The organism is Pseudomonas sp. BIGb0164, assembly GCF_024810135.1.
GTDB lineage: Bacteria > Pseudomonadota > Gammaproteobacteria > Pseudomonadales > Pseudomonadaceae > Aquipseudomonas.
Genome location: NZ_JANUEA010000004.1, coordinates 63,812 through 89,399 on the forward strand (window position 1 = coordinate 63,812; position 25,588 = coordinate 89,399).

At 62.6% G+C, this 25,588-nt stretch carries 22 protein-coding genes; 17 read left to right on the plus strand and 5 right to left on the minus strand.

Annotated elements, in window-relative coordinates; translation table 11 throughout:
- The first annotated feature begins 101 nt into the window (after positions 1-101).
- The 13 genes from M2394_RS11785 to M2394_RS11845 all read left to right on the plus strand — a co-directional run bounded on the left by M2394_RS11785 (position 102) and on the right by M2394_RS11845 (position 17,086).
- The gene (locus M2394_RS11785; RefSeq protein WP_178918447.1) at positions 102-1,772 is read left to right on the plus strand and encodes a PleD family two-component system response regulator; all 1,671 of its coding nucleotides are present in this window, start codon (positions 102-104) and stop codon (positions 1,770-1,772) included.
- A 1,466-nt stretch (positions 1,773-3,238) separates the two neighbouring features.
- Positions 3,239-3,787 (plus strand): methyl-accepting chemotaxis protein, encoded by a 549-nt coding sequence (locus tag M2394_RS30470; protein ID WP_405046571.1) that lies wholly within the window; start codon positions 3,239-3,241, stop codon positions 3,785-3,787.
- Between the two features lie 307 nt (positions 3,788-4,094).
- On the plus strand, positions 4,095-4,550 hold the full coding sequence (aroQ, locus tag M2394_RS11795; RefSeq protein WP_056860456.1) for a type II 3-dehydroquinate dehydratase: 456 nt from the start codon (positions 4,095-4,097) through the stop codon (positions 4,548-4,550).
- Between the two features lie 24 nt (positions 4,551-4,574).
- The gene (accB, locus tag M2394_RS11800) at positions 4,575-5,042 is read left to right on the plus strand and encodes an acetyl-CoA carboxylase biotin carboxyl carrier protein (RefSeq protein WP_259172592.1); all 468 of its coding nucleotides are present in this window, start codon (positions 4,575-4,577) and stop codon (positions 5,040-5,042) included.
- Between the two features lie 17 nt (positions 5,043-5,059).
- Positions 5,060-6,421: an acetyl-CoA carboxylase biotin carboxylase subunit gene (accC, locus tag M2394_RS11805; protein ID WP_178918445.1), complete on the plus strand. Its 1,362-nt coding sequence runs from the start codon at positions 5,060-5,062 to the stop codon at positions 6,419-6,421.
- A gap of 176 nt (positions 6,422-6,597) precedes the next feature.
- A complete protein-coding gene (gene prmA / locus M2394_RS11810; RefSeq protein ID WP_259172593.1) occupies positions 6,598-7,476 on the plus strand; it encodes a 50S ribosomal protein L11 methyltransferase in 879 nt (292 codons plus the stop codon).
- Positions 7,477-7,506: 30 nt separating this feature from the next.
- Entirely contained in the window at positions 7,507-8,775 is a 1,269-nt protein-coding gene (locus tag M2394_RS11815) for a DUF3426 domain-containing protein (RefSeq protein ID WP_259172594.1), read from the plus strand.
- A 185-nt stretch (positions 8,776-8,960) separates the two neighbouring features.
- On the plus strand, positions 8,961-9,974 hold the full coding sequence (gene dusB, locus M2394_RS11820) for a tRNA dihydrouridine synthase DusB (protein ID WP_178918442.1): 1,014 nt from the start codon (positions 8,961-8,963) through the stop codon (positions 9,972-9,974).
- Entirely contained in the window at positions 9,971-10,291 is a 321-nt protein-coding gene (fis, locus tag M2394_RS11825) for a DNA-binding transcriptional regulator Fis (protein ID WP_002555375.1), read from the plus strand. Before dusB ends, fis begins: the two co-directional genes overlap by 4 nt.
- Positions 10,292-10,373: 82 nt before the next feature.
- On the plus strand, positions 10,374-11,981 hold the full coding sequence (purH, locus tag M2394_RS11830) for a bifunctional phosphoribosylaminoimidazolecarboxamide formyltransferase/IMP cyclohydrolase (protein ID WP_178918441.1): 1,608 nt from the start codon (positions 10,374-10,376) through the stop codon (positions 11,979-11,981).
- A gap of 166 nt (positions 11,982-12,147) precedes the next feature.
- Positions 12,148-13,440, plus strand: a complete 1,293-nt coding sequence (gene purD, locus M2394_RS11835) for a phosphoribosylamine--glycine ligase (RefSeq protein WP_178918440.1) — start codon at positions 12,148-12,150, stop codon at positions 13,438-13,440.
- A gap of 115 nt (positions 13,441-13,555) precedes the next feature.
- Complete coding sequence (locus M2394_RS11840; protein WP_178918439.1) at positions 13,556-16,327, plus strand: hybrid sensor histidine kinase/response regulator; 2,772 nt, start codon at positions 13,556-13,558, stop codon at positions 16,325-16,327.
- A 162-nt stretch (positions 16,328-16,489) separates the two neighbouring features.
- Positions 16,490-17,086, plus strand: a complete 597-nt coding sequence (locus M2394_RS11845) for a MarC family protein (RefSeq protein WP_032890615.1) — start codon at positions 16,490-16,492, stop codon at positions 17,084-17,086.
- Here the strand turns inward: M2394_RS11845 and M2394_RS11850 are convergent.
- The 5 genes from M2394_RS11850 to cobG all read right to left on the minus strand — a co-directional run bounded on the left by M2394_RS11850 (position 17,083) and on the right by cobG (position 22,432).
- Positions 17,083-17,862 (minus strand): hypothetical protein, encoded by a 780-nt coding sequence (locus M2394_RS11850; RefSeq protein WP_178918438.1) that lies wholly within the window; start codon positions 17,860-17,862, stop codon positions 17,083-17,085. The two genes, M2394_RS11845 and M2394_RS11850, sit on opposite strands and share 4 nt — an antisense overlap.
- Before the next feature lie 236 nt (positions 17,863-18,098).
- Positions 18,099-19,736 carry a precorrin-3B C(17)-methyltransferase gene (cobJ, locus tag M2394_RS11855; RefSeq protein WP_259172613.1) on the minus strand — a complete coding sequence of 546 codons (1,638 nt, stop codon included), beginning with the start codon at positions 19,734-19,736 and terminating at the stop codon, positions 18,099-18,101.
- Positions 19,736-20,467, minus strand: coding sequence for a precorrin-2 C(20)-methyltransferase (locus M2394_RS11860; RefSeq protein WP_178918436.1), 732 nt, complete (start codon positions 20,465-20,467; stop codon positions 19,736-19,738). Before M2394_RS11860 ends, cobJ begins: the two co-directional genes overlap by 1 nt.
- Positions 20,467-21,093, minus strand: a complete 627-nt coding sequence (locus M2394_RS11865; protein ID WP_016972527.1) for a precorrin-8X methylmutase — start codon at positions 21,091-21,093, stop codon at positions 20,467-20,469. The genes M2394_RS11860 and M2394_RS11865 overlap by 1 nt, the downstream gene beginning before the upstream one ends.
- The gene (gene cobG, locus M2394_RS11870; protein WP_259172614.1) at positions 21,086-22,432 is read right to left on the minus strand and encodes a precorrin-3B synthase; all 1,347 of its coding nucleotides are present in this window, start codon (positions 22,430-22,432) and stop codon (positions 21,086-21,088) included. Before cobG ends, M2394_RS11865 begins: the two co-directional genes overlap by 8 nt.
- Positions 22,433-22,470: 38 nt before the next feature.
- On the opposite strand from cobG, the gene cbiE reads away from it, so the two are divergent.
- The 4 genes from cbiE (at position 22,471) to M2394_RS11890 (ending at position 25,579) form a co-directional block, all read left to right on the plus strand.
- Positions 22,471-23,676, plus strand: a complete 1,206-nt coding sequence (cbiE, locus tag M2394_RS11875) for a precorrin-6y C5,15-methyltransferase (decarboxylating) subunit CbiE (protein WP_178918434.1) — start codon at positions 22,471-22,473, stop codon at positions 23,674-23,676.
- Complete coding sequence (locus M2394_RS11880; protein WP_259172616.1) at positions 23,673-24,392, plus strand: cobalt-precorrin-6A reductase; 720 nt, start codon at positions 23,673-23,675, stop codon at positions 24,390-24,392. Before cbiE ends, M2394_RS11880 begins: the two co-directional genes overlap by 4 nt.
- A gap of 262 nt (positions 24,393-24,654) precedes the next feature.
- Positions 24,655-25,050 carry a DUF2946 domain-containing protein gene (locus M2394_RS11885; RefSeq protein ID WP_178918431.1) on the plus strand — a complete coding sequence of 132 codons (396 nt, stop codon included), beginning with the start codon at positions 24,655-24,657 and terminating at the stop codon, positions 25,048-25,050.
- Between the two features lie 46 nt (positions 25,051-25,096).
- Entirely contained in the window at positions 25,097-25,579 is a 483-nt protein-coding gene (locus M2394_RS11890) for a copper chaperone PCu(A)C (protein ID WP_176997065.1), read from the plus strand.
- Positions 25,580-25,588: the final 9 nt, after the last annotated feature.

Sequence of the window (25,588 nt, forward strand, 5' to 3'; positions counted from 1 at the left end):
ACACGTACTTAATTGACGTATGACACTCATGTAACAGAAAAGAGGTGCTAGCATAGAGCCATCAGTCGACCTCAGCATGCACCCTAACTAGTAGTCAGGATATGACCGAGCCAGAAGACCCCAGCCGTGAGCGTCTCAAGCACCATTTTGCCCAGCGGGTAATTCATCAGGCACGTCAAATTCTTGAGATCTGGCAGCGCCTGCAACGCAGTGAATGGTCGAGCGCAGACCTGTCCGAACTCAGCGAAGCCAACCTGCGCCTGCTGCGCTTTGCCGAGCGCTTCGAACAACCGGAACACGGCCAGTTGGCGCGGCATATTGGCGAGTCCCTCAAGGCGGTGGATGAAAACCGCGGCCGCCTGAGCAGCCAGTTGATCACCGAACTCAACCGCTTGATGCAGCGCCTGTCCCGCACCGGCCTGCGCCAGGGCGACCAGCTGGAACAGACCTTCCTGCCGCCGATGCGCAAACCGATCTACGTGATGCTGGCCGATCACGACCGCGCCGAGCGCCTGGCCAAGCAACTGGAATTCTTTGGCATGAGCGCCCATTCCCTGGACAGCGTGGCGGCGTTCCGCGCGTCCATGGCCGAGCGCCTGCCTTCGGCGATTGTCATGGACGTGGACTTCTGCGGCGCCGGCCTGGGCCTCACACTGGCCGCCGAAGCTCAGGAAGGCCTGGAGCAGAAGCTGCCGCTGCTGTTCTTCAGCCTGCACGAAACCGACACCCCAACCCGCCTGGCCGCCGTGCGCGCCGGGGGACAGGAGTTCCTCACCGGCACGCTGGAAGCCTCAAGCCTGCTGGAAAAAATCGAAGTGCTGACCTGCGTCGCCCAGTACGAACCCTACAAAGTACTGATCATCGACGACTCCCGAGCCCAGGCCCTGCACACCGAGCGCCTGCTCAACAGCGCCGGCATTGTCACCCGCACCTTGATCGAGCCGATCCAGGCCATGGCCGAGCTGGCGGACTTCCAGCCCGACCTGATCATCCTCGACATGTATATGCCCGCCTGTACCGGCACCGAACTGGCCAAGGTGATCCGCCACAATGACCGTTATGTCAGCGTGCCGATCATCTACCTGTCGGCCGAGGACGACCTGGACAAGCAACTGGACGCCATGAGCGAAGGCGGCGACGACTTCCTCACCAAGCCGATCAAGCCGCGCCACCTGATCACCACCGTGCGCAACCGCGCCGCCCGTGCGCGCAACCTGAAAGCACGGATGGTGCGCGACAGCCTGACGGGCTTGTACAACCATACCCATATCCTGCAATTGCTCGAAGACTGCAGCTTCCGCGCACGCCGCGAGAATAAGCCGCTGAGCTTTGCCATGCTCGACATCGACCACTTCAAGCGGGTCAACGACAGCCACGGCCACCCCATGGGCGACCGCGTGATCAAGAGCCTGGCGCTGTTTCTCAAGCAGCGTTTGCGCAAGACCGACTATATCGGGCGCTACGGCGGTGAGGAGTTCGCCATCGTGATGCCCGACACCGACCTGGAATCGGCCTGCAAGGTGCTGGATGAAATTCGCGGGCGCTTTGCCGAAATCCACTACCCCGCCCAGCCGCAGGATTTGTGGTGCACCTTCAGTGCAGGCCTGGTGGAGCTGTGCGACGGCTCCGACAGCCTGATGATGGCGGCCCAGGCCGACGAGGCGCTGTACCGCGCCAAGGATGCCGGACGTAACCGCGTGCAAGCTGCGCGCACATCAAAGCAAAGTGCCACCTTTTCACCGGAATCCACTGATTCCGTCATAACCTTGTAATGAAAACGCAATAACTTCAGGCACTTATCTTTTGCTGTCGGTTGAAACCACGCATGCGCCTGAAGCTGCTGACCAATCTCAATACCCTCCTTCTAGTGGCCGTGTGCCTGGCACTTGGGGCGACACTCTGGTGGTCGCAACGGGCGCTGGAGCGGCCGTACCTGCTGATGGAACGCTACCTGGGCCTGTCCCAGAATTTTCAGAATCACGCCGCGCGCAACATCGACGACTACCTGGCCAGCGGTGACGCCCTGCGCTTGAGCAGTGCCAGTCAAAGCCTGGAAAACCTGTTGCAGCACCTGGACGATTTGCCGGCCGACCTGGCGCAAAGCCTGCGCCCTAGCCTGGTGGACCTCGATGGCTTCAGCAAAACCGACCTGCTGGCCGCCGGCAAGCTGGCGGGCGACCCGCAAGCCTTGTTGTTGCAGGCCGAACGTGAACTGGGGGCGAACCTGGAGCAACTGAGCCAGTACGCCATCGGCGTGAATACACCTGAAGCGGCGCGCTACCTGCCGCCGCTGTTGGCGGCCTCCCAGCATGTGGGCAAGTTGTCCCTGGCCCGCGACAAGCTGGTGAGCAGCGGGCGTGCCGAACTGGCCGATGACGTGGAACGCGAGATCACCAGCATCCGTGCCCAGGCCGACCTGCTGGCGCAGCTACCGCTGCTGGGGGTGACCGCCGCCGCCGAATCAAGCAGCGATGATTTCTCGGCCATGATGGGCCTGGAAAACAGCGAAAAAACCGTCGCCCAAGACACCGGCGTCGACCTCAAGCGTGAACTCAACAGCCTGTTGACCCGCTACCCCGCCGAACTCAAGCGCACCCGCGACCAGATCCAGCAACGGGCTGACCTGGCCACCGCCACGCACCTGAAAATCAAGGCCGTACAAGAAGCCATTGCCGGCCTGGAGCCCGTGGTGCGTGCCCAACACGGCAAGATCCAGGGCGAAGTGCGCCTGATGCAGGGTGTGATGATCGGCCTGATCCTGCTGATCGCACTGTTGATCGACACCCTGCAACGCCGCCTGGCCCGCGTGCTGACTAACCTGGCCCCAGCCCTGTCGACCTGGGCCGAAGGCGACTTCAGCCAGCCAATCGCCCTGGGCAAGACCAATCGCGAACTGCACGATATCGAAGCGTCGCTTAACCGCTTGCGTGCCTACCTGGTGGACCTGGTGGGCACCATTCGCGGCAATGCCGAAGAAGTCGCCGGCAGCAGCCACGCACTGGCCGAACTGAGCAGCGGCCTGCATGACGGTGCCGAACGCCAGGCCGGGGACACGGCACAGATCCGTGATTCCCTAGGGGAACTGGAAGCGACCATCCAACAGGTGGCCGGGGATGCCAGCCAGGCAGCCGATGCCAGCCGCAGCGCCGGCCAGGCGGTGGAACAAGGCCAGCGCGTCATCGGCCTGAGCCTGACCGGGTTGCATGCCCTGGTGGGTGAAGTGCAGCAAAATGCGCAGATGATCGAGAAACTTGCTGAAGAGTCCGCCACCATCGGCGGTGTGCTGACGGTGATCCGCTCGATTGCCGACCAGACCAACCTGCTGGCCCTCAACGCCGCCATCGAAGCCGCTCGCGCCGGTGAGGCCGGCCGTGGTTTCGCCGTGGTGGCCGACGAAGTGCGCTCCCTGGCCCAGCGTACCGCTGGCGCCACCGCCGAAATCCAGACCCTGATCGCCGGCCTGCAAAGCGCCGCCCACCAATCGGTGGAAGGCATGCGCGCCCAGGTTGAACACGCCGAAGCCACGGCCCAGCAGGCCCAGGCGGCCGACGGCGCGCTGGATGAAATCGTCGGCGCGATCCAGACCATCTCTGAAACCGCCGTGCGCATCGCCGATGTGACCGCGCAGCAGAGTGGTGCCGTCAGCGAGATCCGTGACAACAGTGAGCGAATTCACCAGTTGGGTGAGGACAACCTGCTGCGTATCGGGCAAGGGCGTAGCCAGGGTGAGCATTTGCTGGTGTTGGGTGGGCATCTCAACACGGCGGTGAAAGCCTTTCGCGTCTGATCTGCCTCACAACGATCTAAATTCATGTGGGGATCGAAATGTGGGAGCGGGCTTGCTCGCGAATGCGGCGGGTCAGTGACGGATGTGTTGACTGATACACCGCATTCGCGAGCAAGCCCGCTCCCACCTTTGGTCTCCGGCGTACTCGGAACCGTGTTTCCAATGACCGGATACGAGGCCACAGTCACAAATTTCGCGCTATCCTCGCTAATCGTGCTGCCTACTGCATAGAACTGGACAGTCACAAAGGCTTTGCGGCATAGTCGCCGGGTTCTGCCGTACCCACATCAATAACAAGGAACAGCCGATGGCGACCTTTCTGGTTCTACACGGACCCAACCTGAACCTGCTCGGCACCCGAGAACCGGGCGTCTACGGGGCAGTCACCCTGGAACAGATCAACCTCGATCTGGAACGCAGGGCCCGTGAAGCCGGCCACCATCTGCTCTACCTGCAAAGCAATGCCGAGTACGAATTGATTGATCGCATCCATGCTGCGCGTGGCGAAGGCGTGGACTTTATCCTGATCAATCCCGCCGCTTTTACGCATACAAGTGTTGCATTACGTGACGCGCTGCTGGCGGTGAGCATCCCATTCATCGAAGTGCATTTGTCGAACGTGCACAAACGCGAAGCTTTCCGCCATCACTCCTACTTCTCCGACGTTGCGGTAGGTGTGATCTGCGGCCTTGGCGCCAGCGGTTACCGACTGGCCCTGGAGGCCGCCCTGGAACAACTTGAACAACCGGCCAAGCGCCCCTGACCGACCCTTGGGAGTTGATGATTCATGGATATCCGTAAAGTTAAGAAACTGATCGAACTGCTGGAAGAATCCGGTATCGACGAGCTGGAAATCAAGGAAGGCGAAGAGTCCGTACGGATCAGCCGTCACAGCAAGACCCCGGCTCAACAGTTCTACGCACCGCAAATGCAAGCACCGGCGCCAGCCGCCGCTGCTCCGGCTGCCGCACCTGCCGCCGCCGCTGCTGCACCTGCTGCCCCGGCCGCGCCTGCGCTGAACGGTTTCGTGGTCAAGTCGCCAATGGTCGGTACCTTCTACCGCACCCCGGCTCCGACCTCGCCAGCCTTCGTTGAAGTCGGCGCAACCGTGAAAGTGGGCGACACCATCTGCATCGTTGAAGCGATGAAGATGATGAACCACATCACTGCTGAAAAAGCCGGCGTCATCGAATCCATCCTGGTAGAAAACGGTCAGCCGGTTGAGTACGACCAGCCGCTGTTCACCATCGTTTGAACCGCGGAGTGCCTTCGATGTTGAAACCTGCGAAGAAACTGGAAAAAGTCCTGATCGCCAACCGCGGTGAGATCGCCCTGCGAATCCTGCGCGCCTGTAAGGAACAAGGCATCAAGACCGTCGCTGTTTACTCGACGGCCGACTCGGAACTGATGCACGTGAAACTGGCGGACGAAAGCATCTGCATCGGCCCGCCACTGGCCACGAACTCGTACCTGAAAGTCCCAAGCATCATCGCCGCAGCAGAAGTGACCGGCGCTACCGCTATCCACCCAGGCTACGGTTTCCTCGCGGAAAACGCCGACTTCGTCGACCAGGTGGAAAAATCCGGCTTCACGTTCATCGGCCCCAAAGCCGAGACCATTCGCCTGATGGGCGACAAGGTCTCCGCCAAGGAAGCCATGATCGCGGCCGGCGTGCCAACCGTTCCTGGTTCCGACGGCCCACTGCCTGAAGACGAGGAAACCGCTCTGCGCATTGGTCGCGAAGTGGGTTACCCGGTGATCATCAAGGCCGCCGGTGGCGGTGGTGGTCGCGGCATGCGCGTGGTGCACAAGGAAGAAGACCTGATCGAAGCCGCCAAGCAGACCCGCTCTGAAGCAGGCGCCTGGTTCAACAACCCGATGGTCTACCTGGAAAAATACCTGACCAACCCACGTCACGTGGAAGTGCAGGTATTGTCCGACGGCCAGGGCCACGCCATTCACCTGGGTGACCGCGATTGCTCGCTGCAACGTCGCCACCAGAAGGTACTGGAGGAAGCCCCGGCACCAGGTTTGGACGAAAAAGCCCGCGAAGAAGTGTTGGCTCGCTGCGTCAAGGCGTGCATCGACATCAACTACCGTGGCGCCGGTACCTTCGAGTTCCTCTACGAGAACGGCCGCTTCTACTTCATCGAGATGAACACTCGCGTGCAGGTAGAGCACCCGGTTTCGGAGATGGTCACCGGTATCGACATCGTCAAGGAGATGCTGAGCATTGCCGCTGGCAACCCGCTGTCCTTCACCCAGGACGACGTGAAGATCCACGGCCACTCCCTGGAGTGCCGGATCAACGCCGAAGACCCGAAAACCTTTATCCCAAGCCCTGGCCTGGTCAAGCACTTCCACGCGCCCGGCGGCAACGGCGTACGTGTGGATTCTCACCTGTACAGCGGCTACAAGGTTCCGTCCAACTACGACTCGCTGATCGGCAAGCTGATCACCTGGGGCGCCACCCGCGACGAGGCCATGGCCCGTATGCGTAACGCCCTGGACGAAATCGTGGTCGACGGCATCAAGACCAACATCCCGCTGCACCGGGACCTGGTCCGCGATGAAGGCTTCTGCGAAGGTGGTGTGAACATTCACTACCTGGAACACAAACTGGCGAACCAGTAAGTGCTCTGAAACAACAAAGCCGCCTCCGGGCGGCTTTGTTGTTTCACCTGTAGTGAGCGGGCTTGCCCCGCTCACTACAAAAGCCTTGCTCGCCACAGCATCATGCTCTCGCGTAAACTTGCGCCCTTTCGCAGCCCCACTGCGCTGCACATTCAATTTTTTCAAAGGTGCCCGCCATGCCTTGGCTGCAAGTCCGTCTCGCCATCAGCCCAGAACAAGCCGAAACCTATGAAGACGCTTTCCTCGAAGTCGGCGCTGTATCGGTAACCTTCATGGACGCCGAAGACCAGCCGATCTTCGAGCCGGAACTCAACACCACCCCGCTGTGGTCCCACACCCATTTGCTGGCCCTGTTCGAGGACGGCACCGATGCCGCCAGCGTACTGACCCATATGGAACTGCTGACCGGCGGCCCATTGCCCGAGCATCACAGCGAAGTCATCGAAGACCAGGATTGGGAACGCAGCTGGATGGACAACTTCCAGCCCATGCGTTTCGGCCAGCGCCTGTGGATCGTACCGAGCTGGCACGCTGCGCCGGAACCGGATGCCGTCAACCTGCTGCTGGACCCGGGCCTGGCGTTCGGCACCGGCACTCACCCCACCACCGCATTGTGCCTGGAATGGCTGGACGGCCAGGACCTGACCGACAGCCACGTGCTGGACTTCGGCTGCGGTTCGGGCATCCTCGCGATTGCCGCGTTGTTGCTGGGCGCCAAAGAGGCGGTCGGCACCGACATCGACGTGCAGGCCCTGGAAGCCTCCCGCGATAACGCCGGGCGCAACCACATCCCTGAAGGCAAATTCCCGCTGTACCTGCCGGAGCAATTGCCGCAGGTGCAGGCCGACGTGCTGGTGGCCAACATCCTCGCCGGCCCGCTGGTGTCCCTGGCCCCGCAACTGTCGAGCCTGGTCAAGCCGGGCGGGCGCCTGGCACTGTCGGGCATCCTTGCCGAGCAAGGCGAAGACGTCGCCGCGGCCTACGCCAAGGATTTCGAGCTGGACCCGATCGCCAACCGTGATGGCTGGGTACGCATCAGCGGTCGTCGGCGCTAGAATGAGCGCTTGCCTGAATCGGATGGCCGCATGACCGACAGTTTCGTCACCCAGTGCCCGCATTGCCAGACCCGCTTTCGCGTCAGCCACGCCCAGTTGAGCGTGGCCCGTGGCGTGGTGCGCTGCGGCTCGTGCCTGCAAGTGTTCAACGCGGTTCGCCAGTTGCTGGAACAGCGCGCCGGCACATCGACCCCGGAAACACCAAAGCCGGTTGCCGCCGCACCTGTTCCCGAGATCGCGCCTGAGCCTGCCCCTCAGGCACCGCGAGCCATCAGCCAGAAGCAGTGGACGGCCGAAGAGCTGGACCTGGACAACCTGGACCTGGACGAAGAACTGGCCAAGCTGGAACGCCGCGAGATTCAGCACACCCTGCCCGTTGGCGCAGACCGGCGTCAGCCGGGCGCCGATCGTCGGCAAAAGCAAGAGCCCCTCAGCGCCAGCCGCGACTCGGTCAAGGCCGAAGAAGAGAAATGGGCTGCCAGCCTGTTCAGCGAACCGCCCGAAGAGCGCGCCGCCCACCCCGCGCTCGAACCTGAACCGGCCAAGGCACCTGCGGCCAAGCAGCGCACCGAACCGTCCATGTCGCTGCACATCGATGACCTCGACGATGAGCCTACCCTGCGCTCAACCGTGGATGACGAAGATATCGACCCGCCCTTCAGCCCCGTCGCCCACGACGAGGACGACGCCGAGCCCGAAGAGCACCCCCAGCCCCGTCGCAAGCAGCGGGCACGCAGCCCCGCCAGCGCTCACGACGATGTGCTGCAGGACCTCGAAGACGACCCCCTGCACCTGTACGCGCAAAAACGCCCGTCGGGCTGGGGCCGCCGCCTGATCTGGCTGCTGCTGGTGCTGATCGCTGCTGGCGGCCTCGCTGGCCAGTACATCGCCTATCAATTCGACGACCTGGCTCGCCAGGACGCCTATCGCCCGTGGTTCCAGGAACTGTGCCCGAAAGTGGGCTGTACGGTGCCGTCACGGGTGGACATTGCCCATATCAAGAGCAGCAACCTGGTGGTGCGCAGCCACCCCGACTTTGCCGGGGCGCTGGTAGTGGACGCCATCATCTATAACCGCGCCACGTTCTCCCAGCCGTTCCCGCTGCTGGAGCTGCGCTTTGCCGACCTGAACGGCAACCTGATTGCCAGTCGTCGCTTCAAGCCTGCCGAATACCTCAACGGTGAACTGGCCGGCGTGAGCGAAATGCCATCGCAGACACCGATCCACATCTCCCTCGATATCCTGGATCCAGGCAACAAAGCCGTGAATTACAGCCTGAGCTTCCACTCGCCCGAGTGAACCGGTTCATGCACGAAGGTTTGACGGCGGCATCTTGACTTTGCCGCGCTCGACCAAACCGACGGCGATAAAGAAATAACTGTTCAGATTTTATCCAATTCAGCCTTTATCCAGTCATCGAGAGCGGGTATCATGCCAACCCTTTTTCGAACTCTAATGATCCGGCCCCACAACAGGGAAGTCCTATGTCGGCGGTACGCATCGGCCCATACACATTGCAAAACGGCTTGATCCTCGCCCCGATGGCGGGTGTCACCGACCAGCCCTTTCGTCAGCTGTGCAAGCGTTTGGGCGCAGGTCTTGTAGTCTCGGAAATGGTCACCAGCGACATGAGCCTGTGGAACACCCGCAAATCGCGCATGCGCATGATCCACGAAGGTGATCCCGAGCCCCGCTCGGTGCAGATCGCCGGTGGTGATGCACAGATGCTGGCGGATGCGGCCCGGGCCAACGTGGAGCTGGGCGCACAGATCATCGATATCAACATGGGCTGCCCGGCCAAGAAGGTCTGCAACAAGGCCGCCGGTTCCGCCCTGTTGAAAGATGAGCAGTTGGTTGCCGAGATCCTGCAGGCCGTTGTCGCCGCAGTCGATGTACCGGTCACCCTGAAGATCCGTACCGGCTGGGACCGGGACAACAAGAACGGCCTGACGGTGGCGAAGATCGCCGAACAGGCAGGAATTACAGCGCTGGCAGTGCATGGCCGCACCCGCGCCGACCTTTACACCGGTGAAGCCGAGTACGACACCATCGCCGCGATCAAGCAGGCGGTGTCGATGCCGGTCTTTGCCAATGGCGATATCGACTCAGCCGAAAAAGCCCGGCGCGTACTCGACGCAACCGGTGCCGATGGTTTGTTGATAGGCCGGGCCGCCCAGGGGCGGCCGTGGATTTTCCGTGAGATCGAGCATTTTCTGCGTACCGGCGACGTCTTGCCGGCACCGGGGCTGATCGAGGTGGAACGTATTCTGCTAGAGCATCTGGCCGCCCTGCACGCCTTCTATGGGGACGTGATGGGAGTACGCATTGCTCGCAAGCATGTCGGCTGGTATCTCGCAACCCTGCCGGGCGCCAGGGAGTTTCGCGCCCACTTCAATCGTTTGGATGATACGGAAGCACAGTGCGCCAACGTTCGTGAGTTCTTCAGCGAACGTTACAAGAGCCTGGGGACAGGGGACGGAGAGGGGGTGGCCGCATGACGATGATGACCGAGACTTTAGTGAGTGGAACAACACCCGTGAGCGACAACGTCAATTTGAAACAGCACCTCAACACGCCGAGCGAAGAAGGCCAGACCCTTCGCGGGAGTGTCGAGAAGGCGCTGCACAATTATTTCGCCCACCTTGAGGGCGCTTCCGTCACGGACGTGTACAACCTGGTGCTCTCCGAAGTCGAGGCGCCGCTGCTCGAAAGCGTGATGAACTACGTCAAGGGCAACCAGACCAAAGCCAGTGAGCTGCTGGGCCTCAACCGTGGCACCTTGCGCAAAAAGCTCAAACAATACGATTTGCTGTAAGCATTCAATCAAACCAGAAAGGCGCCCGCGTAAAAAACGGTCGCCTTTTTTGCTGACTCCTTTGCTTTTGATGGAAATTGAAATGACCGACCAGACTACCCGCCTGCCGATCCGCCGCGCCTTGATCAGCGTTTCCGACAAGACCGGCATCCTCGAATTTGCCCGGGAGCTGGAAGCCCTTGGCGTGGAAATCCTCTCCACAGGCGGGACCTTCAAACTGCTGCAGGACAATGGCGTGGCCGCAGTAGAAGTGGCGGACTACACCGGTTTCGCAGAAATGATGGACGGTCGGGTCAAGACCCTGCACCCGAAAATCCACGGCGGCATCCTTGGCCGTCGTGGCACCGACGACGCCATCATGGCCGAGCACGGCATCAAGCCGATCGACCTGGTGGCCGTTAACCTGTACCCGTTCGAAGCCACCATCAACAAGCCAGGCTGCGACCTGCCGACGGCCATCGAGAACATCGATATCGGCGGCCCGACCATGGTTCGCTCGGCAGCCAAGAACCACAAAGATGTGGCCATCGTGGTCAACGCCAGCGACTACGCCAACGTGCTGGAAAGCCTGAAAGCCGGCGGCCTGACCTACGCCCAGCGTTTCGACCTGATGCTCAAGGCGTTCGAACACACCGCGGCCTACGACGGCATGATCGCCAACTACATGGGCACGGTTAACCAAGCCGCTGAAACCCTGTCGACCGAAGGCCGCAGCCAGTTCCCGCGTACCTTCAACAGCCAGTTCATCAAGGCCCAGGAAATGCGCTACGGCGAGAACCCGCACCAGAGCGCGGCGTTCTACGTTGAGGCCAAGCCCGCCGAAGTGGGCATCGCCACCGCGACCCAACTGCAAGGCAAAGAGCTGTCCTACAACAACGTGGCCGACACCGACGCCGCGCTGGAATGCGTGAAGAGCTTCGTCAAGCCGGCCTGCGTGATCGTCAAGCACGCCAACCCGTGCGGCGTGGCCGTGAGCCCGGACGCCGAAGGCGGTATCCGCCAGGCCTACGAACTGGCCTACGCCACCGACACCGAATCGGCCTTCGGCGGCATCATCGCGTTCAACCGTGAGCTGGACGCCGAGACCGCCAAAGCGATCGTCGACCGTCAGTTCGTTGAAGTGATCATCGCCCCAAGCGTGAGCGAAGAGGCCCGTGCCGTTGTGGCCGCCAAAGCCAACGTGCGCCTGCTGGCCTGTGGCGAGTGGTCGGCTGACCGCGCTGCGGCCTGGGACTACAAACGCGTCAACGGCGGCCTGCTGGTACAGAGCCGCGACATCGGCATGATCGGCAGCCAAGACCTGAAAGTCGTGACCAAACGCGCCCCGACCGAGCAAGAGATCAACGACCTGATCTTCGCCTGGAAAGTGGCCAAATACGTTAAATCCAATGCCATCGTCTACGCCAAGAACCGCCAGACCATCGGTGTCGGCGCGGGCCAGATGAGCCGCGTGAACTCGGCGCGTATCGCCGCGATCAAAGCCGAGCACGCCGGCTTGCAGGTGGTGGGTTCGGTCATGGCCTCCGATGCGTTCTTCCCGTTCCGCGACGGCCTGGACAATGCGGCAAAAGCCGGCGTGACCGCCGTGATCCAGCCAGGCGGCTCGATGCGCGACGCAGAAGTGATTGCTGCTGCAGATGAAGCCGGCATCGCCATGGTCTTCACCGGCATGCGCCACTTCCGTCACTGATCTAACTCGATAGAGATGTGAGAGCGGGCTTGTGTGGGAGCGGGCTTGCTCGCGAATGCGGTGTGTCAGTCGGCACATTCAACACTGACCCACCGCATTCGCGAGCAAGCCCGCTCCCACATTTAAAAGCGCTCCTGCAGCGCCTACAGAATTTGAGGTTTTTGAAATGAATGTTTTGATCATTGGCAGCGGTGGCCGTGAACACGCCCTGGCCTGGAAAGTTGCCCAGGACCCACGCGTCCAGAAAGTATTCGTTGCCCCGGGCAACGCCGGCACCGCCATTGAAGCCAAGTGCGAAAACGTCGCCATCGACGTCCTGGCCCTCGAACAACTGGCTGACTTTGCCGAGAAAAACGTCTCCCTGACCATCGTTGGTCCGGAAGTCCCGTTGGTTGCCGGCGTCGTGGACCTGTTCCGCAGCCGTGGCCTGGACTGCTTCGGCCCGACCGCAGGCGCTGCCCAACTGGAAGGCTCCAAGGCGTTCACCAAGGACTTCCTGGCGCGTCACAAGATCCCGACTGCCGACTACCAGAACTTCACCGAGATCGAGCCGGCCCTGGCTTACCTGCGTGAAAAAGGTGCGCCGATCGTGATCAAGGCCGACGGCCTGGCGGCCGGTAAAGGCGTGATCGTCGCCATGACCCTGCAGGAAGCCGAGGACGCCGTACGCGACATGCTCGCCGGCAACGCCTTTGGCGATGCGGGTTCGCGCGTGGTGATCGAGGAATTCCTCGACGGCGAAGAAGCCAGCTTCATCGTGATGGTCGACGGCAAGAACGTGCTGCCGATGGCCACCAGCCAGGACCACAAACGCGTCGGCGACGGCGACACCGGCCCGAACACCGGCGGCATGGGTGCTTACTCCCCTGCCCCAGTCGTGACCAGCGACGTGCACAAGCGCGTGATGGACCTGGTGATCTGGCCAACCGTGCGCGGCATGGCCGACGAAGGCAATGTGTACACCGGTTTCCTGTACGCCGGCCTGATGATCGACAAGGCTGGCAACCCGAAAGTCATCGAGTTCAACTGCCGCTTCGGCGACCCGGAAACCCAACCGGTGATGCTGCGCCTGCAATCGAGCCTGGTGCTGCTGGTGGAAGCCGCTCTCGCCCAGGCGCTGGACAAGGTCGAAGCGCAGTGGGACCCACGTCCGAGCGTCGGCATCGTGCTGGCCGCCGGCGGTTACCCGGCCGACTACGCCAAGGGCGATGTAATTGAAGGCCTGGACGCGGCTGCTAAGCTGGAAGGCAAGGTGTTCCATGCGGGCACCGCGCTCAAGGATGGCCAGGTGGTGACCGCCGGTGGCCGCGTGTTGTGCGCCACCGCGATGGGCGCCAGTGTCGACGCCGCGCAGCAACAGGCGTACAAACTGGCCGCAGCCATCGATTGGAACGGCTGCTTCTACCGCAAGGACATCGGCTACCGCGCCATTGCCCGTGAACGTGGCGAGAACAGCTGAACAGCTACACTTGAGTAGCTATCCGTTCGGTTAGGCAAGGGCCTCTGGCCCTTGCCGTACACATGTCGCCCCGCGCATAGTTAACCCGTGCATCAACCTACGAAGGGATTTCGCCGTGCGCTGGCTCAGGATCGCCATAGGTTTCACAGTCAGTCTGCTGACACTGCTCTGCTTGTTCCCGGCCCAGGCCGCCGCACAAGGCAGTGGTTGGGCAGTATTGCTTGATGAACAGGCCGACCTGCAACTGAGCGACATCCGTTCCGCCCGCTACACCAACCAATTCAGCCCCATCGAACTGGACCGCATTACCGCCGCGGAACCGGACGGCGCGTTGTGGGTACGTTTCAAACTGCAACCTGGCAAGCACGAGCAAGTGCTGCGGGTGTTCGCCCCGGACCTGTCCCACCTGAGCCTCTACGTGCTCGACGGCGACACCCTGGTGGAACAGCAAAGCACCGGCACCCGCCAGCCCCAGGCGGAACGCCCGCTGCCCAGCAGCGACTTCATGTTACCGATGCCCCAGAGCCAAAGGCCCCTCGAGGTCTACCTGCGCCTGGTCTCGGAGCACGAACTGCGCCCCTACATCACCCTGGAGCCCGCCGTACTGGCCGCTGCCGACCAGAACCAAACGTTGATCTACGGGCTGCTGTTTGGCGTCCTGTTGATGTTGATCCTGCACAACCTCACACGCTTCGCCTATCACCGCTCGCGCAGCAGCCTGTGGCTGGCGGCGTGCGAAGTGCTGTTGATGCTCAGCCTGGCGCTGCTGCTCAACCTGGTAGGCCCATGGCTGCCGAACTGGCACGCCGTGCAAACCCCAGGCGCCTACCTGGCCTTGTTGCTCACCGCACCGTGCGGGTTGATGTTCGCCTACCGCTTCTTCATGCCCCTGGGCCCTCATCCGCTGAACAAGCTGTTGATGGCCGACATCCTGTTTATCGTGCTGTGTGGCCTGCTGCTGTTGTTCGTCAACACCCTGCCACTGAACATCATCACCTATGCGCTGGTCGCCCTGGCCGGCTTGAGCATGCTGTTTGTGTCGGCCTATCACTGGCAAAAAGGCTACCGCCCGGCACGGCTGTTCGTGGCGGCGATGGTGGTGTTCAACATCGGCACGCTGATCATCCTGCCTGCGCTGCTCGGCCTTACGCTTGTCGCGCCGCAAGGCTTGATCGTGACCCTGCTCAGCTTCATCTGCCTCAGTGGCCTGCTGATGAGCCTGGCCCTGGGCGAACGCCAGCGCGCGATTGTCGAGGCGCGCTTCAGCCTCAGCCGTGACCTGGCCGCGAGCAATGCCGAGATCGCCGCCAAAGCCGAATTCCTGGCGAAGATCAGCCACGAGATCCGCACGCCCATGAACGGCGTGCTGGGCATGACCGAACTGCTGCTGGGCACGCCGCTGTCGGTGAAGCAGCGCGACTACGTGCAGACCATCCACAGCGCCGGCAACGAGCTGCTGACCCTGATCAACGAGATCCTCGACATCTCCAAGCTGGAATCCGGGCAGATCGAATTGGACGACGTGCAGTTCGACCTCAACGCGCTGATCGAAGATTGCCTGAGCATCTTCCGCGCCAAGGCCGAGCAGCAGAACGTCGAACTCATCAGCTTTATCCAGCCCCAGGTGCCCCGTGTCATCAGTGGCGACCCGACGCGCCTGCGCCAGGCGCTGTTGAGCCTGCTGGAAAACGCCCTGCAAAAAACCGATGAAGGCGAAGTGCTGATCGTTGTCGCCCTTGATGAACGCAGCACCAAGCCACGCCTGCGCATCGCCGTGCAGGACAGCGGCCTGCCGATGGAAACCGCCGAGCGCGAAGCGCTGTTACACAGTGAACTGCACAGCAAGAATTTCCTGTCGGCCACACGCCTGAGCGGTCACCTGGGCCTGGTGATCGCCCGTCAGCTGATCCTGTTGATGAACGGCGAGTTCGGCATCAAGAGCGGCAGCCACCAGGGCAGCACACTGTGGCTGACCCTGCCGCTGGACCCGGAACGCCTGGAGCACCCCACTTCCGACCTCGACGGCCCGCTCAAGGGTGCGCGCGTACTGGTGGTGGACGACAACGACACCTGCCGCAAGGTGCTGGTGCAGCAGTGCTCTGCCTGGGGCCTCAACGTCAGTGCCGTCCCCTCGGGCAAGGAAGCCTTGGCGCTGTTGCGCACCAAGGCGCACCTGCGCGACTACTTCGACGTGGTGTTGCTGGACCAGAACATGCCCGGCATGACCGGCATGCAACTGGCGGCGAAGATCAAGGAAGACCCGAGCCTGAACCACGACATCCTGTTGATCATGCTCACCGGCATCAGCAACGCGCCGAGCAAGATCATCGCGCGCAACTGCGGGATCAAGCGCATCCTCGCCAAACCGGTGGCCGGCTATACCCTCAAGACCACCCTGGCCGACGAACTGACCCAGCGTAGCAAAGGCAGCGTGCCCGTGCGCCCGGTGCTCAGCGCACCGGCAGCCGTCACCGTGCCCAGCGATTTCCGCATCCTGGTGGCCGAAGACAACAGCATTTCCACCAAGGTGATCCGTGGCATGCTCGGCAAGCTCAACCTCAACCCGGACACCGCCAGCAACGGCGAGGAAGCGTTGGAAGCGATGAAGGCCCAGCGTTACGACCTGGTGTTGATGGACTGTGAAATGCCGATCCTCGATGGCTTCTCGGCCACCCAACAGCTGCGCGCCTGGGAAGTCAGCCACCAGCGTATCCGCACCCCGGTGGTGGCTCTGACGGCGCACATCCTCTCGGAACACAAAGAACGCGCACGCCAGGCCGGGATGGACGGGCACATGGCCAAGCCGGTGGAACTGTCGCAGCTGCGCGAGTTGGTGGAGTTCTGGGTCGCGCAGCGCCAGCAGCGCCCCGAACACGCCCCCTCTTAACCTGAAACACAACCCCCATGTGGGAGCGGGCTTGCTCGCGAATGCGGTGGATCAGTTAAAAACGCATTGACTGACACACCGCATTCGCGAGCAAGCCCGCTCCCACATTTGATCGGTGTCGCCTGATAGACTCTCCACACTTATCCCCAACGAGCCGCCCCCATGCTCCACGTGTTATTCAGCGTCTACCTGAAAATGCTGGTGCTCTACAGCCCGTTCTTCGTGCTGTCCTGTTTTATCAGCCTCACCCGTGGTTACTCCAGCAAGGAGCGCCGGCGCCTGGCCTGGAAAGTCGCGTTGGCCACCCTGGTGTCGAGCGTGTTGCTCTACCTGTTCGGCCGGGTCATTTTCAGCGTGTTCGGGATCACCGTGGACGCGTTCCGCATCGGCGCCGGCAGCGTGCTGTTCATCTCGGCCCTGGGCATGGCCCAAGGCAAGTCAGCGGTACAAACCGACAACGTGCAGCAAGACGTGACCATCGTACCGCTGACCATCCCCCTTACCGTCGGCCCCGGCACCATCGGTGCACTGCTGGTGATGGGCGTGAGCCAGCCCCACTGGGATGACAAGATCACCGCCATCCTCAGCATCGCGCTCGCCAGCTTCACTGTGGGTGTAGTGCTGTACCTGTCCAACCGCATCGAACGCATTCTTGGCGACCAGGGCTTGCAGATCGTCAGCCGGCTGATGGGCCTGTTCGTCTGCGCCCTGGCCGCGCAAATTATCTTTACCGGGGTTCGCGGCTACCTGGTGCCCTAGATCCGGTATTGGGCGATTGCCAACTGCACCTTGTCGCCCGCACTCTCGCGCATCAGCCGGAGGGTTTTTTCATTGACCACCGAGGTATTCAGCACCAGGCAGGTCTGCCCGCTGAAGGCCTCGAACGAGGAACTGTCCCACTCCAAAAAGGGCAGGCCCACCTGTTTGCTCACGCCGTGGGAACTGTACGTCACCAGCACCATCGTCACTTCCCCTGCGGTTTCGGCACACGACGCCAGGCCGAAATCGCCGCCCTGCTGCACCGTGCTGTTACGCTTGAACAACTCGAACGAGGCCGGTTGCTGCTTCAGCGCTTCCAGCGCGTCAGCCGCCAATTTGGGCAGTGCTGCCAACAGCGGCCCGGCCAGAGAGGTCGAAGCCAGCAGCGCCGCAATCATGTTCAGGGCCGCCAGTTGCACCGTCAGGCCCTTGCCGGAACTCGAGACGCGCTCGAAGCGGCTTCGCACCGGCAGCCAGCCCAGGCTGATCATCACCTTGATAAATTCATCGTACCAATGCTCTGTACCGCGATGGACCTTCAACACATCGCTGACGTAGCTGCTGGCAAGCAGGTAGCTCTTGCGGATGTACTCGCGGTTGAGGGCAGACATGCCCTCGACAAACGAGATCACCCCATTGTTCACCACGGCTGCATTGCTATCGTCCTCGGTATCCAGCGCCATGGAAGCACTGGCTCCCGGTGCGCCGGGCAGTTTGTAGGCGGCAATCAGTTTGCGCCGCTTCGCACTGAAGGTCCTTTTGTGATGTCGCTCCATTTTCCATTCTCCACAAGCGCCCCACATGGGGCTTGTGTTCACACTAGTCCAGCGGCGGCCGGGCTTTCCACGCAACAAACATCCCTTGCCTGCGCACCTGAAACAGCATCGTCCAGCAATCCCGTGGCGTTCGCGCACGCCTTCCGGCTTTCATCGCGCAAAAAAAGAAAAAGCCCCGAATGACAGCAGGAAAATCCCTCAACCATTCGGAGCTTTCTGGCAGTGGCCGGAGCGTTTCAGGACGCCGGTTTTTCACCGTACCAACGCGGCGTGTATACCCACTCACCGCCACCGGCACGTGGAAACACGCAGGTGGTGGAGGAACCGATCAGCACCATGGTGCGCATGTCCACCTGTTCCGGGGTCAGCTGCCCCAGCGTGGTAACCCGCAGGGTCTGCCCCGGGCGGCCGATGTCGCGGCCCAGCACCACCGGCGTTTCAGGCGTGCGGTGCAGCGCGACGATTTCCAGGGCGCGGCCTAATTGCCACGGGCGCGAACGGGAGATGGGGTTGTAGAACGCCAGCGCCAGGTCGGCCTGGGACGCCAAATCCAAACGCTTTTCGATGATCGCCCATGGCTTGAGGTTGTCCGACAGTGACATCACGCAAAAGTCATGACCCAACGGCGCACCGGCCTGTGCAGCCGTGGCCAGGGACGCCGAAACACCCGGCAGGATTTCCAGGTCGACCTGGTGCCAGGCCGGGTCGCTGGATTCATGCAACGCCTCGATCACCGCAGCGGCCATGGCGAATACGCCTGGGTCGCCGGACGACACCACCACCACCGAACGGCCCTGGGCCGCCAGCTCGAAGGCGTGACGCGCACGCTGCATTTCTTCACGGTTATCGGTGCAGTGTTGCACCTGATCGTCACGGAACGGCCCGGCCATGCGCACATAGGTTTCGTAGCCCAGCACATCGGTGCAGCGCGCCAGTTCAGCCTTGACGGCCGGGACCATCAACTCGGCGGCGCCAGGGCCCAGGCCAATCACCGCAAGACGACCACGCACGCGACCGACTCGGGACAGGTCCAGCGGTTGCTCGGCAACATCAATGACGATATCGGCGTCTTGGCTGACGCTGGCAAAACGCAGCGGCACACCCAGTGCCAACGCCGCTTCATGCAACGACGCATCGGCCATCTGCGTATCGCTCGCCAATAGGCACGCCAGGGATTGCACCGCGATACCCGCGTCATGCAGCACCGCCCGCACGCGCTCTGCCAGTTGCGCGCCTGGCTTGCAGGTCACGCTCACATTCTTTGGATAGATCAGCAACTCGTTGGCCGCAGGCACGCGCTCGGCACTGCCCACATGGATCGCCAAACGTGCCTGTTGATCCTGTGGCAGGTTCGCCTGGTCCAGCCACGGCGCGGCGCCTTCGATCCGCACGCTTTCGCCGGCCAACAGGTCCGAGACAAACCGCTTGCCCAGTTCCAGGTCGGCCAACTCATAGCCACTTGGCGGGTTGAGCAGGCAGGTGCCGAAACGCAGCTCGCCACTGGTGGTGATTGCTGCGGCCACGTTCAACGCTGCAGCGATCTCCCGCGCCATGACATTCACACCGCCCAGGCCACCGAGCAACGGCACCACGGCGCTGCCGTCTTCGGCCACAGCCAGCACGGCAGGCTCTTCGCCTTTTTCCAGCAACAGCGGCGCCAGGGTACGAATCACGATGCCGGCCGCGCACAGCGCAATCAACGGCGTGCCTTGCTGATAAAGCTGGCGCAGGGTCGCACCGAATTCGCCATAGACCTGGTCTGCGCCCTCGACACGGCCCGCCAGGCCATGGATCAGTGCGCCCGGGTAAACCTGCTGGATCTTGCGCGCAGTGGCCAGGCTGCCCTGGCCCAAAATAACAATCGCCGGGCTCATCAACCTTGCCACCGTTCACCGGGCACGATGATCAGCGAGAAGTAAGGCGACGACGACGGATCGACCTGATCCAGCGGCACGATCTTCTGATTGGCCATGGTGGCGCGCTCCACATACAGCGCACGCCCGGCCAGGCCGAGCTCTTCCAGCACTTGGCGCACCTTGGGAAAGTTGCGCCCGAGCTTCATGATCACCGCCGCATCGGCGTCTGCCAGGCGGCGCTTGAGGTCGTCATGGGGCAGCACGCCCGAGAGCACCGACAGGCTCTGGTTGCGGTACACCAGCGGCGCACCCAGCACCGAAGCGCCGCCGAGCATCGAGCACACGCCCGGAATGACCTGCGCTTCATAGCGCTCGGCGAGGCGGTCGTGCAGGTACATGTAGGAGCCGTAGAAGAACGGGTCACCTTCACAGATCACCGCCACGTCGCGGCCGGCGTCCAGGTGCGCTGCCACGTCGACGCTGGCCGCGTCGTAGAAATCGCTGATCACTTGCTCATAGGACATCGGCGCGGGCAGCACTTCGGTGGTCACCGGGTACACCAGCGGCATCAGGGTCTGCTGGGGCACCAGGTGATCCTCGATGATGCCGAAGGCGTTGCCCTTCTTGCCCTTGGCCACGAAGTACGCCACCACCGGCGACTCACGCAGCAGGCGCAGGGCCTTGAGGGTGATCAGTTCCGGGTCGCCAGGGCCCACGCCCAGGCCGATCAAACGTCCGCGTGCCTGCATTATTCGACCTCCGTGGCCAGAGCATTCACCGCAGCGGCGGCCATGGCACTACCGCCCAGGCGGCCCTGCATGATCACGAACGGCACGCCACGGCTGTCGGCCGCCAGCATCGCCTTGGATTCAGCGGCGCCGACAAACCCGACCGGGAAGCCGAGGATCAACGCCGGTTTCGGTGCGCCGGCGTCGAGCATTTCCAGCAGGTAGAACAAGGCGGTTGGCGCGTTGCCGATCACCACCACGCTGCCTTCCAGGTGCGGGCGCCACAGTTCCAGGGCGGCGGCGGAGCGGGTGTTGCCCAGCTCACGCGCCAGCTCCGGCACGCTGTCGTCGCGCAGGGTGCAGATCACCGCGTTGTTGGCGGGCAGGCGCGCACGGGTCACGCCTTCGGAGACCATCCGCGCATCGCACAGGATCGGCGCGCCGGCCGCCAGCGCATCGCGCCCGGCCTTGCCTGCGCCTTCGGAGAATTGCAGGCCGTCGATGGCCTCGACCATGCCGCAGGCATGGATCACCCGCACCGCGAGTTTTTCCAAATCGGCCGGGATACGGTCCAACTTGGCTTCCGCGCGAATAATGGCGAAGGAGTTGCGATAGATCTCCTGACCGTCGCGGATGTAATCAATCATCGGTGTTGCTCCGTGGGCGGGCGCGCAGCAAGGCGCCCGTCGCTTCAATAGAAAGGGTGCGCGCGTGCAGCCGGCCAAAGCCTGGGTAGGCGGCATCGCGAAAATAGAGGTCGTAGTGGCCAGGGCTCACGGCCAGCAGGGTCACCGGCGCGGTGTGTGCGGCGGCGCAGGAACGGAGGCAGCCAGACAGGTGCACGTCGTGCCCGGTGTCCAGGGCGGCGAGTTGCATGGCGTCAGCCTTGGTGTCGGCCTGTGCCTTGCCGCAGCCGCTGGAGCCAGTGCAGGCGGTCATGCGCGCCAGAGGTTGGTCGACTGAACAGAGGAAGCCCAGTTGCGCCAGGCGTTCGGTCACGGCCTGCGGTTTTTCGACATTGGGCAGCAGCACGCCCTGCCAAGGGGTGAAGCGCAGGGTGCCGTCGCCGTATTCGTTGGCCAGTTGTGCGGCGCCGTTGAGCATCGTCGAATCCAGGCGGCCCAAGGGCGCGATGGTCGCGACGTAGAACAGATTCTTTTGCGCTTGTGGATAAGTGCCGAGGTGCAGCGAAGCGCTGCTGGACGGGCGTTTGAAGCCATCCGGCGGCAGCAACGGCAGATTGAGGAGGCTCAATAACTTATCCACAGCCAGATGACGCATGCGGGTTTGCTCGGGCGTGGCGAGGTCGAGAAACGCTTCCAGCACAGCCACCACCAGAGCATGCCCTTGATCTAACGGCACGGCGGCCACCGGCGCATCCAGCCCCGGGCAACCGGCCAGGCCAAACGCGAGCAGCGTGTGGCCATCGCGCACGAACGCCGACAGCCACAGGTCATGGTGATGTTCGAGCATCGCCAGGGCTTCGCCGCCATCCAGTTGCACGGCGAACTTGGCCGACAGCTCGTGAAAACGCGGGTGGTTCTGCAGGGTATTCAGGATCTGTTCGGCCAGCGGGCGCGTGTCGAACAGCATCTGCGGGTCGATGCCGGCGCTGGGGCTGAGCATCAGGTTGCGCACATCGTCGCCGGCGGCGTTATTGGGCCCCAGGCCTGCGGCCAACAGCATCGCGATCAAGGCGTCTTCTTCGGCGCCAATCCCGCGGATCTGCAAGTTGGCGCGGTTGGTGGCCTCGATCACCCCGCCCGCATAGGCCTGCGCCGCGTCCGCCACCGCGTGGGCTTGGGCGGCGGTGATGGAACCACCGGCCAATTTGATCCGGCAAATGCCGCCGTCCAACGCCTGGACAATACGCAGCAACCCCGGACAAGCCGAGGGGCGCAAGGTATTCACAGCGGGCGTCTGGTTCACGGGGCTACCGGTTGACGGGTAAAGGCGCGGTATTATGCCTGCTTTGTCCGGCGGCATGAAAAGCCTGCCCGTCGGATGTCGTTCAAGGAATTCATATGTCGCCCTGGCTGACGGTTGTAGGCATCGGTGAAGACGGCTTCAAGGGGCTGGGCAGGAATGCCCGGCATGCCCTGCTGCGCGCCACGCGGATTATAGGTGCTCAGCGCCAGTTGGACCTGTTGCCGGTGTGTATTCGCGGCGAGCGTGAGGTGTGGCCGAGCCCTTTCTCCCTGGAACCGGTACTGGCGCGGCGCGGGGAACCGGTGTGTGTGCTGGCCAGCGGCGATCCGATGTTCTATGGCGTGGGCGCGAGCCTGGCGCGGCAGGTGGCGGCGGATGAGTTGCTGATCTTGCCGGCGCCGTCGTCGGTATCGCTGGCAGCGGCGCGGTTGGGTTGGCCGTTGCAGGACGTGGTGACGTTGTCTGTGGTGGCTCGGCCGTTGGCGGCGCTGAATGCGCACCTGGCCAGTGGCGTGCGGTTGTTGGTGTTGAGCAATGACGGTCGCAGCCCGGCGTTGATTGCCGCTTTGTTGGCTTCGTGCGGATTTGGGCCGAGCCGCATTTCTGTGTTTGAACACCTGGGCGGCGCGAATGAGCGGCGTCTCGATGGGCAGGCTGCAGATTGGCAACACGCTTGCGTCGCCGATTTGAACCTGGTTGCGATCGACTGCGTGGCTGACCCGCAGGTTGTGCGCCTGTCACGTCTGGCCGGTTTGCCGGATTCGGCCTTCAAACACGACGGCCAACTGACCAAACGCGACGTACGCGCCATGACCCTCGCCCGCCTCGCGCCAATGCCCGGCGAATTGCTGTGGGATGTGGGCGCGGGCAGTGGCTCCATCGGCATTGAATGGATGCGCACTCACCCCAGTTGCCGCGCAGTGGCGATTGAAGCCGATGAAGGTCGCCAAGGTTTGATCGAACACAACCGCGATGCGCTGGGTGTGCCCGGGCTGCAGCTGGTTCGCGGCAAGGCGCCGGACGCGCTGCAAGGTTTGGAAGCACCGGATGCCATCTTCATCGGCGGTGGCGTCACCCGCGACGGCGTGCTCGACACCTGCTGGCAACAGCTGCGACCAGGCGGACGGTTGGTTGCCAATGCTGTAACCCTGCAAAGTGAAATGGCCTTGATGGAATGGCGCGCCCGGCATGGCGGCGAACTGACGCGCATCCACGTGGCCCAGGCGCAGCCGCTGGGGGAGTTTGATACGTGGCGGCAGGCGTTGCCGATCACCTTGCTGGACGTGGTCAAGCCGCTATGAAGCGCATTCTGTTGCTGGGTGGCGTGACTGAGGCCTTGGCCATTGCCCGCACTTTGGGCCCGGAACATATCTACAGCCTGGCCGGCGTTGGGCGCGTGCCGACCGATCTGAACTGCCAAGTGCGGGTCGGTGGTTATGGTGGCGCCGAGGGCTTGGCGCAGTTTGTTCGGGATGAGGGGGTTGGCCTGATTCTCGATGCAACTCATCCGTATGCGGCGCAGATCAGCCGCAATGCGGCCGAAGCTGCGCAACTGGGTGGCGTGCCTTGTTGGGCATTGCGACGCCCGGCGTGGCAGCCGCAGGCAGGAGATGATTGGCGAGAGGTCAGTGATTGGGCTTCGTTGATCGAATCGCTCAAACCTTTCAAGCGCCCGCTGTTCACGCTGGGGCGCGAGCCGTTGCAGCACCTCGACGAAATCCCCGTCGAACAGTTTTGGACGCTGCGCGCACTGGATGTGTACCCCGGGAATGACCGGTGTGAAGTGATCGGCGCGCGCGGGCCGTTTCTGATCGAGGACGAGCGTGCGTTGTTTGAGCGACGCGGCATTGATGTGTTGATCAGCAAGAACAGCGGCAGCACCGCGACGGAGCCGAAGCTGGAAGTGGCGCGAGAGCTTGGAATACCGGTGCTTGTCTTGAAGCGGCCGGTGTTGGCAGCGGTGGATCGGGAGTTCACCAACGTGGCTGCGGTGCTGCAGGCAATCACCACGCTGTAAACACCACTGAAATCCCCTGTGGGAGCGGGCTTGCCCGCGATAGCGTCCTGTCAGCCAACTCATCTATAACTGATGTACCGCAATCGCGGGCAAGCCCGCTCCCACATTTAGAGCTGCGTTGCCTTTGAGATCGGCAACCTCTCAGTTCCCGTCTATCCTGAAACCAGCAGCTGCGACACCAAACCACACCGCCCCTTTTTACTTATCCCCTACGATCAGGCTAAATACCCGCCTGATCGTTTAACCCTACGGATTGTCCGCCATGGCCCGTCAACGCTTTGCAATTGTGTGGATCGCCTGCTTTGCAGTGCTGTTCAACGCCTTTGCCATGCCGATGGCCGGGGCGATGCAGCAGTCCCAGGACCCGGTGCAGCAATTGCTGTGGGGCAGTTTCTGCTCCTCCAATGGGGCGAGTTTCAAGACGATTGCCCTGGGCAAGCTGGAGATCCCGGCGCCGCAGCAGGACGACCACTCCACCATGCAGCATTGCTGGTGTTGCTCGGGCTCGGCGCCGTTGGTGGCGCTGCCGGGGCATGTGCCGCAGTTGTACCTCACCCAATTCAACACCTCACAGAGCTTGCCGCCGCCCCGGCTGCTAAGCCCGACCCCGCGCCAGCAATGGCCGAGCCTCAACCCGCGCGCCTCTCCAACGGTCTGATTTCTTCGCAAGTGAACTGCGTTTAGAACCGTTCTGGAGAACTGCCATGCTCAAATCTTCCCTGCTTCTGGCTGCGATGTTGTTGCCGGTGTTCAGTGCTGCCAATGCCGATGACTACAAGGCCGGCGACCTGGTGGTCAGCGAGCCCTGGTCCCAGGAGTTGCCGCCCAACGCGCCCACCGTCGCGGCGTATTTCGTGATTCACAACACCGGCGCAACGCCGGACCGCCTGCTCAGCGTCGAGACGCCGGTGGCGGACAAGGCCGAGCTGCACGAACACGTCATGCAGGGCGACCTGATGAAGATGCAGCAAGTGCCCAGCGTCGCCGTGCCGGCCAAGGGTGACCTGACCTTCGCACCCATGGCGTATCACGTGATGCTGCTGGGCCTCAAAGACCGCAGCCTGTTGGCCGACGGCAAACAATTCCCGCTGACCCTGACCTTCGAAAAAGCCGGCAAGGTCGAGGTGGAAGTGTCGGTACAGAAAGTACCCCCGATGGCCGGCCACGCGCACAAGCACCCGCAATAGGCTGAGATT